This window comes from Corynebacterium sp., assembly GCF_030826625.1.
Classification (GTDB): Bacteria; Actinomycetota; Actinomycetes; order Mycobacteriales; family Mycobacteriaceae; genus Corynebacterium.
Genome location: NZ_JAPJNQ010000015.1, coordinates 24428 through 35481, shown reverse-complemented (window position 1 = coordinate 35481; position 11054 = coordinate 24428). Strand labels below are relative to the sequence as shown.

Annotated in this window: 11 protein-coding genes; 1 reads left to right on the top strand and 10 read right to left on the bottom strand. The window is 55.8% G+C overall.

Going from position 1 to position 11054, the window contains the following annotated elements:
• The 7 genes from RCH87_RS03375 to gdhA all read right to left on the bottom strand — a co-directional run.
• Nucleotides 1-510 (bottom strand): AAA family ATPase (locus RCH87_RS03375; protein ID WP_306515345.1); only part of this gene is annotated, 510 nt, incomplete at its 3' end.
• Nucleotides 511-528: 18 nt separating this feature from the next.
• Nucleotides 529-2010: a sodium:alanine symporter family protein gene (locus tag RCH87_RS03370; protein WP_306515344.1), complete on the bottom strand. Its 1482-nt coding sequence runs from the start codon at nucleotides 2008-2010 to the stop codon at nucleotides 529-531.
• A 19-nt stretch (nucleotides 2011-2029) separates the two neighbouring features.
• The gene (gene mutM, locus RCH87_RS03365; protein WP_306515343.1) at nucleotides 2030-2911 is read right to left on the bottom strand and encodes a bifunctional DNA-formamidopyrimidine glycosylase/DNA-(apurinic or apyrimidinic site) lyase; all 882 of its coding nucleotides are present in this window, start codon (nucleotides 2909-2911) and stop codon (nucleotides 2030-2032) included.
• A 3-nt stretch (nucleotides 2912-2914) separates the two neighbouring features.
• On the bottom strand, nucleotides 2915-3712 hold the full coding sequence (gene rnc, locus RCH87_RS03360; protein ID WP_306515342.1) for a ribonuclease III: 798 nt from the start codon (nucleotides 3710-3712) through the stop codon (nucleotides 2915-2917).
• Nucleotides 3669-4211 (bottom strand): DUF177 domain-containing protein, encoded by a 543-nt coding sequence (locus RCH87_RS03355; protein ID WP_306515341.1) that lies wholly within the window; start codon nucleotides 4209-4211, stop codon nucleotides 3669-3671. The genes rnc and RCH87_RS03355 overlap by 44 nt, the downstream gene beginning before the upstream one ends.
• Nucleotides 4212-4304: 93 nt before the next feature.
• On the bottom strand, nucleotides 4305-5027 hold the full coding sequence (locus tag RCH87_RS03350) for a DivIVA domain-containing protein (protein ID WP_306515340.1): 723 nt from the start codon (nucleotides 5025-5027) through the stop codon (nucleotides 4305-4307).
• A gap of 102 nt (nucleotides 5028-5129) precedes the next feature.
• Nucleotides 5130-6473 carry an NADP-specific glutamate dehydrogenase gene (gdhA, locus tag RCH87_RS03345; protein WP_306515339.1) on the bottom strand — a complete coding sequence of 448 codons (1344 nt, stop codon included), beginning with the start codon at nucleotides 6471-6473 and terminating at the stop codon, nucleotides 5130-5132.
• A 271-nt stretch (nucleotides 6474-6744) separates the two neighbouring features.
• Here gdhA and RCH87_RS03340 point away from each other — a divergent pair, with 271 nt between their 5' ends.
• Complete coding sequence (locus RCH87_RS03340; protein WP_306515338.1) at nucleotides 6745-7866, top strand: glycerate kinase; 1122 nt, start codon at nucleotides 6745-6747, stop codon at nucleotides 7864-7866.
• Here the strand turns inward: RCH87_RS03340 and RCH87_RS03335 are convergent, their stop codons facing one another.
• The 3 genes from RCH87_RS03335 to RCH87_RS03325 all read right to left on the bottom strand — a co-directional run.
• Nucleotides 7867-8265 carry a hypothetical protein gene (locus tag RCH87_RS03335; protein ID WP_306515337.1) on the bottom strand — a complete coding sequence of 133 codons (399 nt, stop codon included), beginning with the start codon at nucleotides 8263-8265 and terminating at the stop codon, nucleotides 7867-7869.
• Nucleotides 8266-8500: 235 nt separating this feature from the next.
• Nucleotides 8501-9811 carry a GA module-containing protein gene (locus tag RCH87_RS03330; RefSeq protein ID WP_306515336.1) on the bottom strand — a complete coding sequence of 437 codons (1311 nt, stop codon included), beginning with the start codon at nucleotides 9809-9811 and terminating at the stop codon, nucleotides 8501-8503.
• 296 nt (nucleotides 9812-10107) lie between these two features.
• On the bottom strand, nucleotides 10108-11054 hold a 947-nt coding region (locus tag RCH87_RS03325), incomplete at its 5' end, for a hypothetical protein (protein WP_306515335.1).

Here is an 11054-nt window from a genome sequence, read left to right as displayed (position 1 = left end):
GTGCTTGAGCACACCAGCGGCCTCTTCGATATAGGCGCGACGTTCTTCTGGTTTGGATTCCAGGATTTCCGAAAGCTTGCCCTGGCCGACGATGACGTGCATCTCGCGGCCGATGCCGGAATCTGATAACAGCTCTTGAATATCAGCCAGGCGCGCTTTGGCACCGTTGATCTCATATTCACTGGCACCATCGCGGAACATGCGACGGGTGAGACTGACTTCGGTGTATTCGATCGGCAGTTGGCCGTCAGCGTTGTCGATGGTGAGGGTGAACTCGGCGCGACCCAATGGTTTGCGATCACCCGCCCCGGCGAAGATGACGTCTTGCATCTTGCCGCCGCGCAGTGTTTTCGCGCTGCCTTCCCCCATCACCCAGGCGAGCGCGTCGACAACGTTGGATTTACCAGAGCCGTTGGGCCCGACAACTGCACAGATGCCGGGCTCGAATTTCATCGTCGTCGCCGAGGCAAACGACTTAAACCCTTTCAGGGTGAGCGCTTTTAAGTGCATAAATTACGCGGACTGCACCTATTTCAACATGTCTTCTTCGCTGCGGCGGGTCACAGGATCGGAGCCATCCCAGCATTCGACGTTTTTCAGGCCCGGCAGCATATCGCGATGGAATACTGGGTCTTGGCCACGACGTTTTTGCTGGTTGTAGTTTTTCAGCAGCTTCAGAGCCACGCCACCGAGTGGAACGATCGCGATCAGGTTGAGCACGACCATCGTCGCCGCGAATGTATCGGCCAGCGCGAAGACCACTGGGATGCTGGTAACCGAACCGATGATGATGAACGCCAACACGCCAACGCGGAAGCCATTGAGGATCTTTGGGGAATCCGTCAGGTACTGCAGGTTGGTTTGCGCCAGGTAGTAGTTGCCCAATACGGAGGAGAAGGCCAAGCAGAAAATAATGAAAGTAACGATGTGGATACCCCACGCGCCAACCTCATTAGCCAGAGCGCTTTGCGTCAGCGCGGCACCCTCGATGTTTTCCAATCCATACTGGTGGTCGCCGCCGAGCAGAATGATGAACGCGGTGATCGAGCACACCAGCAAAGTATCGAAGTACACGCCCAGGGTTTGTACCAAGCCCTGCTTGACTGGGTGCGAGACTGTCGCAGTCGCCGCCGCGTTCGGTGCCGAACCCTGTCCAGCCTCGTTAGAGAACAAACCACGCCGCATACCGTGCGAAAACGCAGCACCGACGGTGGCACCGACTACCTCGGTAACACCAAAGGCGTGGCCGACGATGTGGCCGATCATGCCTGGAACTTCGTTGATGTTGAGGATGATCACGACTACACCAATGATGACGTACAAGCCAGCCATGAACGGCACGATAATCTGAGTGAAGTTCGCGATGCGGTGCACGCCACCAAAGATGACAACGGCAGAAATGCCTGCCAATACGATGCCGATGATCAGGTTGAATAGCCAACCTTCGAGGTTCAACGAGGTGGACATCGTATCGACGATTGCGTTCGACTGGAAAGCGTTGTAAACGAAGCCGAACGTGAATGCCAATGCCACCGAGAACACCGCTGCCAATGGCTTAAAGCCCAAGCCGCGGGTCATGTAATAGGCCGGACCACCACGGTAGTTTCCACTGGCTTCTTTGGTCTTCCACAACTGTGCCAAAGTGGCTTCGATGAAGGCGGTTGCGCCACCGACCAGGGCGATGATCCACATCCAGAAAACCGCACCTGGGCCACCGATGGTGATGGCAACAGCGACACCAGCGATGTTGCCGGTACCCACTCGGGAGGCCGCGGAGATTGTGAAAGCCTTGAACGCAGAGATGCCACCATATTCCGGGTCAAGGTTTTTGCCTTTACCCTTCGGGCCCTCACCCAGCGAACGGAACATGTCACCGAATTTGGTGACCTGCACACCACTGGTGCGCACGGCGAAGTAAATACCAGATGCAATCAACAGCCACGGGATGATGGCCCAAATGCCGTCATTGAATGAAACAATGCCGGACTCAACGCTTTCCAGGAAGTTCATGGAACTAAACCTTATAGTGTCATTGGCACACGACACAATAGTGACACGAACGCTGGTTAATCACTATTCGCTCAATTTCGTTTCCGCAGCGTGAACAGGGTTTTCCAGTTTGGCCATAGGCATTCAGCGAGCGCTCAAAATACCCACTACCCCCATTAACGTTGACGTACAAGGCATCGAAACTGGTTCCGCCCGCTTCCAACGCTCGCGCCATCACATCCCGTGCAGCGATCAGTAGCGCCACTGCCTCACGTTGCAGCAGTTTATTCGCTGGCCTAGTGGGGTTGATCTGCGCCGCCCAAAGGGCTTCATCGGCATAAATATTGCCGATACCGGACACGATCTCTTGGTTCAGCAGCACGCTTTTCACCGCTGATCGACGTTTGCGTAGCACCCTCGCGGCTGCCACCACATCAAAATCCGGGCTAAACGGGTCCGGGGCAATGTGGGCGGCAGGTTCCGGGATACCGGGTTTTTCACTACTGAATTCGCAGACCAGCCAACGTCCAAAAGTGCGCTGGTCGACGAAGGCTAGCTCACGCTTGACGACGCCACCCGCCGCTGATTTAGTATTCGAACTTGTGTCGGCTTCTGTCGGAACTTCGAGCTCCGCGCGAATCCGTAAGTGTTGTGAACTCACCTGCCCTGGCTGGCCGACGAGCATCTGTCCGCTCATCCCCAAGTGCACATAGAGTGCTTGGCCGTCGGCAAGCTCAGCCCACAAGAACTTCCCCCGCCGAGACCAGCGGGTGATCACCGCATCCTGCAATAGCCCAGCCAGCGGGAATTCTTGGCCGCGGTTAGCACGTGGATGCAACACCTCGACGCTGCAAAAACGCGCACCAGTGGTGTGCTGGGCTAAGCCAGAGCGAACGACCTCAACTTCTGGTAATTCTGGCACGCGCTAAACCTGAATCGCACCGGGGTTCGTGCGCACCAATTCGCAAGCTTCGCGTGCTGCCTGCTGCTCGGCGGTTTTCTTGTTCGGCCCTTCACCATGGCCCACTGCGGTTGTGCCGACGGTCGCGGTGACATAAAACGTCAGTTCGTGATCCGGCCCGGTACGTTCATCCGAGTACACCGCCATCGGCAGCTTCGCTTCCGCCAGAGCTTCTTGCAGCGTGGTCTTCCAATCCAGTGTGCGATTGCGAGCCGATGCACCAGCAATCTTGCTTGCGAAAAGCCGCAAGATCACTTCGCGGGCGACCTCAAAACCGTATTGCCGATAGATCGCTCCGAGTAAAGCTTCGGTGGTATCCGCGAGGATGGAATCCTTGTCACCGCCGTCATTGAGCTTTTCGCCTTTGCCCAGCAAGATGTGCGGGCCGAGGTTGATTTCTCGGGCGACGTCGGCAAGCCCGTAACGCGAAACGATCGAGGCACGCATCTTTGAAATATCAGATTCTGGGCGTTCCGGGTGCAGCTCGTAGAGTTTCGCGGCGATCGACAGACCAAGCACGGCATCACCCAGAAATTCCAGTCGCTCGTTGTTCGGCAGGGTGCCGTTTTCATTCGCGAATGAGCGGTGGGTTAGTGCCAGGCAGAGATAGTCGTCGGAAAGCTCGACCCCTAACTGTTTTTGCAGCGGGGTGTGATCGACCGAGGCGAAAGCGTGCTTGAGTGCTTCGTGCCCGGTGAGCCGAGGTTTTTTGTTCGACCTAGTCACGGAATTTCTCCAGCCCCGCCCAACGCGGATCGACATGTTCGTGCGGTTCTTCGCCTGATACTCCATCGGGTTCTGGGGTCGGCGAATCATCCGGGCAGCCGTCTTCGCATACCGGGTTGAACGGCACAGCAAGCACTAGCTCATCGGTGACGGTTTGCAGCAGGTCAATCGTGTCTTCGTGGCTAACCTGCGGGATTTCATCGCCGGAGCCGGCATCGTCATCGTCTTCGGTATCGCCGGTGATGAACTCATCGTCAGCAGAAAAGACTTGGCTCACCCGCACCGTGGTGGGACGCTCCAGCGGGCTGAGGCAGCGGGAGCATTCTCCACGCAGCACCGCGGAGACATCGGCATCGGCCATGATGCCGGCCCCCAGGGAATGCAGCACCGCGTCAACGGTGACTTCCGCTCCCTCTTCGATGGCGAGCATTTCTGCACCGATGCGGCGCGGGGACGGCCCAGTGTGCGTGATCTGCTCTGGGCTTTGCTGCTGGGTCAGCAGCGCTTTGACGTCGAATACAAATGGTGAAGTCATAACTTCTCCTAGCATACCGCTACGAGGTTATTCATCGCTTTTCTGCAACAGATTAATTTTTCTGCAGCAGATTAGTATTTCTGCAGCGGCAGATTAGTAGTCGTATTCTTCATCGCGGTCTTGCCAGCGCCTGCCACCGCGACCGTTTGCACTGACTGCTCCCCCGGCACCAGCTCCGCGACGCAACGCTGCGCGGTCGCGAGTAACAGTACGGAGCACACCGTTGAGGTTTTCTTCAAATTCGCCAAGCCGAGCATCGATGTATTCGTCGCACTCGGTGCGCAGCTGCTTCGAATCAGCGTGCGCCGAAGACACAATGCGCTGGGCTTCTTCTTCGGAGCGACGCACAACCTCTGCCTCGGAGACCAGCCGCTGTTGTTCGGCGATACCTTCATCGACGCTGCGCTGGTAGGAGGCGTTACCGTCAGCGATCAAACGCTCTGCTTCGTCGCGAGCGCGGGCGACGGTGTCTTCTGCTTCGTCGCGAGCGCGGGTGGTCATTGCGTCAGCGTCGGCCTCGGCGCGGTCCACCATGTCGGTGGCGCGGGTTTGAGCGTCGGCAAGAATATCTTCGGCATCGGCTTGCGCATCATCCACGATTTGGCCTGCTCGCTCTTCTGCGCCGGTGAGGATCTCATTTCGGTTATCCAGCACGTCCTGCGCGTCGTCAATTTCCGTCGGCAGGGCGTTGCGGAGATCGTCGAGCAGGGCCAGCATGTCATTTCGCGGCACCATGCAATTCGACGTCATTGGCACGCCATAGCCTTGCTCGACGTGTTGGACTAGTTCATCAAGCGCTTCAAAGACACGATACATAACCGCCATCTTAAACCAGCTAGAACGACGAACGGGTCTGCCACGTCGGTGCTCAACGTGACAGACCCGAAACTACGGCCGATCGTTACGGCTGCGCGAAAATTAGATTACGCCCTGCGCGAGCATCGCATCGGCAACTTTTTTGAAGCCAGCGATGTTAGCGCCGGCAACGTAATCGCCTTCGCGGCCATAGGCCTTGGCTGTCTTCGAGATGGACTTGAAGATGTTCGCCATGATCTGCTGCAGGCGCTCGTCGGTGTATTCGAAGGACCAGGAATCGCGGGTAGCGTTTTGCTGCATCTCCAGTGCGGAGGTAGCAACACCACCAGCGTTGGCAGCTTTACCCGGAATGAAGGCGACGTCCTGGGACTGGAAGTAGTGAACTGCCTCTGGGGTACATGGCATGTTGGCACCCTCGGCGACGTACTTGACCCCAGCCTCGGTCAGGCGCTTCGCATCGTCTTCGTCCAGCTCGTTCTGGGTGGCACATGGCAGTGCGACATCGCCGGATTCTTCCCAGATATTGCCGCCCTCGTGGAAGGTCACGCCGTCTACTTCGTCAGCGTAGACGCTGATGCGCTCACGGCGGTTTTCCTTGATGTCGCGTAGCTTCTCGACATCCACACCTTCTGGAGTGGAGATGTAACCAGACGAGTCGGACATTGCCACAACGGTGCCACCGAGTTCCTGCACCTTCTGCGCGGCGTAGATGGCCACGTTGCCGGAACCGGAGATAATGACCTTCGAGCCTTCGAAGCTGTCACCGAAGTGGTTCATGGCTTCCTTGGTGATGTATGCGACACCGTAACCGGTTGCTTCGGTGCGCACCAGGGAACCACCCCAGGTCAGGCCCTTACCGGTGAGGGTGCCGGATTCGTGCTGGTTAGCCAAACGACGGTACTGTCCGAACAAGAAACCGATCTCGCGGGCGCCCACGCCGATGTCACCGGCGGGAACGTCGCGGTATTCACCGATGTGGCGGTGCAACTCAGTCATGAATGCCTGGCAGAAACGCATGATCTCAGCGTCGGAACGACCCTTCGGATCAAAGTCCGAACCACCCTTGCCGCCGCCGATTGGCAGGCCGGTCAGGGAGTTTTTGAAGATCTGCTCGAAGCCGAGGAACTTGATGATGGAAAGGTTGACCGATGGGTGGAAACGCAGCCCACCCTTGTATGGGCCGAGTGCGGAGTTGAACTGCACACGGAAACCACGGTTAACCTGCACCTCACCGTTGTCGTCGGTCCATGGCACGCGGAACATCAGCTGACGCTCAGGCTCGCAGAGACGTTCAATGAGGCCGTAGTTGGCGTATTCCGGATCCTTTTCCAGAACGATCTTGAGGGAGTCCATAACCTCTGCCAGTGCCTGGTGGAATTCAGGCTCGCCGGCGTTGCGCTCGAGCAGGCGGTCATAGTAGCTGTTGACTTGCTTTTCGACGTTCACGTCTTTGACCTTTCTTGTGGGTTGCACCAACAGTTTTTAAGTTTTCTCCCGTTCAAAGATTTTCGCAACACGCCGTGCCCCCTCTCCAGAAACATACCGGTCATACTATTGGAACCTACCCCCATAAGTGTGCACTGGATCATCTTTTTGGAATGCACCAGACCGCTAGCCTGTCGTTTTTCGACGGCCGTTCGACAGGTATCCACCCCACCCGCCAGCACTCACCACAGCTGGTGTCACTGACCATCACACCTCAGATAATCTGACAGGCATGAACATTGTTATCGCCCCGGATTCATATAAAGGCTTTGCTACTTCGGACGAAGCCGCGGGTTGGCTTGCCGACGGCGTCGCCGAGGTTTTCCCGGACGCTGCCATCACCACCGCTGGCATGGCTGACGGCGGCGAAGGAACCGCGGCACGGTTTTCCGGTGAGACCATCACCTTGCCGACGACGGATGCCGCCGGGCGCCTAACTGAGGCGAGCTACCGCTACGACCGTGCCGCGAAAACCGCATATATCGATATTGCCGCTGCTTCTGGGCTGCCTGCGGTTGCGGATAAGCTCGACGCACTTACTGCAGATACTTATGGCACCGGGGTATTAATCGCGGATGCGCAAACCCGCGGTGCGCAGCGCGTAGTTCTGGGATTGGGTGGCTCGGCCACCACTGATGGCGGAATGGGGATCTTGGTGGCACTAGGTGCCGCCCCACACGATAAGCGTGGCTATCCGTTGCCCAAGGGCGGCGGGCCGTTGGATCGCCTAGAACACATCGATACCGCGAATTTGAATGTCGCCGCTGCGGGTATGGAGTTCGTGTTGTTGGCTGATACCACTGCCCCAGCCTGTGGCCCGAAGGGCAGCGCCGAGGTTTTTGCCCGGCAAAAAGGCGCTACTGATGAGCAGGTTGTGCACTTGGATACTGCCCTGATCCAGCTGTGTGAAGTGGCTGGTGTGGATGCTGGCGCGGAGTTTATGGGGGCTGCGGGCGCAACGCCGGTGGGACTGATGTGGCTGTCGCAGCTGATCTACGGCACAGATGATCACGTACACCTATTGCCTGGTGCCGCCGTCGTAGCCCAGGAATTAGGGCTACCTGCGGCTATCGCGCAAGCCGACCTAGTAATCACTGGCGAGGGGCGCTTTGATGAGCAATCCAGCCGCGGCAAGGTTATTAGCCAGATCGCACAGCTGGTGGATGCAGCTGGAAACAACACCAGCGAGAAATCTGGCCCGGTATTGGCTGTCGCCGCGGCTGAGTTCGGTGTGCAGCCGGGCGACAATGTGCTCGCCGTGCAGCTGGCGCCGGGTAAAAATGTGGCAGATCAGCTGCGCGCCGCTGGAGCGGAAATTGCCCGGAAGTTCCAGGAACGCTGCATACAAGCCTGATTAGCGGAAGATGTTGACCGTCCATGGGTAGGTCGCGGGCTGTTCATAGGCTTTCTCGTTTTCCAGCAGCACGCGGTCATTCGGTAGTGGCGCTTCCGGCGTTAAAAACCGCGATAGTGCCATGGTCAGTTGGTTGACCGAGCCTTTTACCCCGTCGACTTTGAAGCGGTAGCGGTGCATGACGCCGTCTTCGAGTTCGTTGTCGTTGTGTTCGTCCTCGTAGATGCGGTGTAGTTGCTCTACGACGTCTTCGGCTACTTTTGGCTTGTCGTCGAAGGACAGCTTCGCCGACTCCACCATCTCGGATTTCACGAGTTTATCGCAGGCAAGCTCGTAGTTTTCACGCAGGCGTTGTGCGGGTTCTACGGGGATGAGAACGTCAAACTGTATAGTTGGCATAGCGATAAGCCTACCCTCATTATTCTGCCTTGCCTAGGGGTGTTCGTGTGCCGTTATTCACGGTTTCCTTGCCGACGAAAGCCGCCACCTGGCCACTGCAGGTCCGTCGCGTAGCACCTGCCGCGCCGTGCACAGACGCCGAAAGCCGCCACCCCGTTGAGGGATGACGGCAATCGAGGAGGAAACGAATTAGCGTTACACGCAGCTACAGCTGCACACTAGTTCGTAGCAAGGTTTACTTCGCAGCCTTGTTCAGCTTCTCTGCAGCGTGGAAAGCAGCTTCGACTTCGAATACCTGCTTGGCAGCAACGATCTTGTTACGAGCTTCTTTCTTCTGCTCGTGGGTCAGGTGCTTCATTTCATCGAGCTGCTTCAATGCCAGGTGTTTGGTACGCGCGACAGCCTTACCGACGAAGTTTCGAGCTTCCTTAGTTTCCTTGTTTACCGAGTTCTTGGCTTCACCAGATTCAAAGGCTTCTTCAACTTCGAAGACTTGGGTAGCAGCCTCCACCTGCTTCTTATAAGCTTCTTTTTGCTGATCTGTCAGGAAGGTGAAGCCCTCAAGCTTCTTGAGTGCTTCTTGCTTGGTGTGAGCCAATGCCTTTTCAACATCGGTCTGCTCACCAGCTTTCTCTGGGGTCTCCTGACCTGGGACCGGAGCGAATTGAGCAACTGGGTTATTATTTTCGGCTTTAGCAGCTGTAAGAACAGTGTCAATCTGTGAGATCTTATCTGCACCCAAGATATCTTTCTCGAATACCGAGCGCTGCAGTGAGTTAAGATTTGACAGCTGGCGCAGCTCATGCAACGCATCCTGCCTTGCATGGTTAAGCTCAATCAAACCGTTCTGGGTTTTAGTTCTCGCCTCGCTGACTAACTTGTTAAGTTCTTCGTCAGAAATTGAAGAGATTTCCTCTTCGGTGAACCCGGCGGACTTGAAACCATTTTTGAAAATCGTTTTTACCTCTTCATCGCTCTTTCCTTCGCGAATTGCCTTCGCTACGTTTTCAGAAGTAAGTTGTGCAATCATGCCTTGCCAAGTGTTTCCAAATTCAGCTTCCAGACGCTGTGGAGAGTACTTACCTGCTGGTGCTGGTGAAGCCCAGCCTGCTGGATTCTGCGCCGGAGATGACGGTTCGTCGGATTGAATGCCGTTTTTCTCTTGCAACCTTTTCTCCGCATCTTCAGCGGCAGCTTTTAGTCCGTCATTTAGCTGGCTCTGATCAAAGTCAGTCAACTCTTCTCGCGTAAATCCAGCCCCATTTTGTCCGGCAGCACCCTGCAACCCAGTTTGCAGTATTTGCTGGACCTCTTCAACAGATTTTCCATCTTTGAGTGCGCTCGCTGCATCGAATGCAGTCTTTGCGGCCGTATTACCCGCCTCTGTGCCACTGAATTCAGCTTCTAGCTCTTCAAAAGTCGGTTCTGCTTCCACTGCCATTGCGTAGTTGGCAGTAGCGAGGCTGCCTCCGGCGACAGCCACAGCCGCCGCAATAGCAATTCCGCGACGCTTCACGGTTCCGGCGACAAACTTAAGGTTGGACACGATTAGTCCCCTTTCAGATAGGTACCCAGGGTGCATCAGACCCTTTCTGATGCTTTGTAACTCAAAAACTAATTCAGAAACATGTGTAGTTGAACAAAAATTATCGTGAGCATTGTACGAAAAAGTTTGGAGTTAGCTGGGGTCCCAAAATAGTCTTCTACCTGACAGAACGCAGGTCACAATCTGGAGTTCTGCATGACAAAAACCGCCACCCTCCGTGAGGGTGGCGGTTCAGTGTTGTGACCGACAATCGGGTTCTAGTTTGGAACTGTCAGTTGATCTGAGTCAGCGACAATCTAGAAACGGATACCGATCTTGGCGAAAGCATCACGCACTTGTTCGTGGATAGCGCCGAAGCCGTCAAAGTGCTTGATGGGTTGAAGGATGCCTCCAAAGATGAGGGCGAATACGCTGAGTCCGGCTGCGAGGCCGAAGAAGCCCTTGAAGGCGTCAGCTACGCCATTTGGATTCGACAAGTCAGACGATCCGCCAGGCAGACTTGGTTTAGGTTGTTCCTTGTTACCGCCGTTGTCTTGGTTTGACTTATCCAGTTCTTTCTTCAACTGCTCAAGCCGCTGAAGATCTGATGCTAACTTTCCGGCCTTGGCGGTCAGCTCGTCACGCTGTTGTTTCAGCTTAGCTTCATGAGCATTGAGTTCAGACTCTTTAGCACTCTGGGCCTGTGCCTTCTGCTCCAACTCGTTGTTCAGCTTCTGCAATTTGTCGAGTTGTGGCTGCAGTTCCTTCGATTTCGCAACCAGTGCTTCTTCTTGTTTTTGCAGCTTTTCAGCCAACTCTTTCAGCTCAGACTCTTTAGCATTCTGATCCTGAGCCTTCTGCTCCAGCTCATTGTTCAGCTTGTTCAGCTTTTCAATGTCCGGCTGAAGTTGCTTCATTTTCTCAACAAACTCAGCTTGCTGCTTCCGCAGCTCGGCAGTCTTAGCATCCAGCTCTGCATCGCGGCCTGCGAGTTCAGACTCTTTTTGGTCAAGCTCTGCTTGGCGTGCTGCTTGTTCATCAGCCTGCTTCTGCAAGTCATTGTTCAGCTTGTCCAGCTCGTCAATCCGAGGGAGAAGCCCCTTCGCAGCAGCATCCAATTGTTCACGCTGCTGGTTTACAGAAGCTTCACGCTCATCCAACGCAGATGCTTTGTCGTTGAGGTCTGCTTCTTTCTTATCAAGCTCAGCTTGGCGCGCATCCTGATCTTTAGCCTTCTGCTCCAAGTCATTGTTCAGCTTGTCCA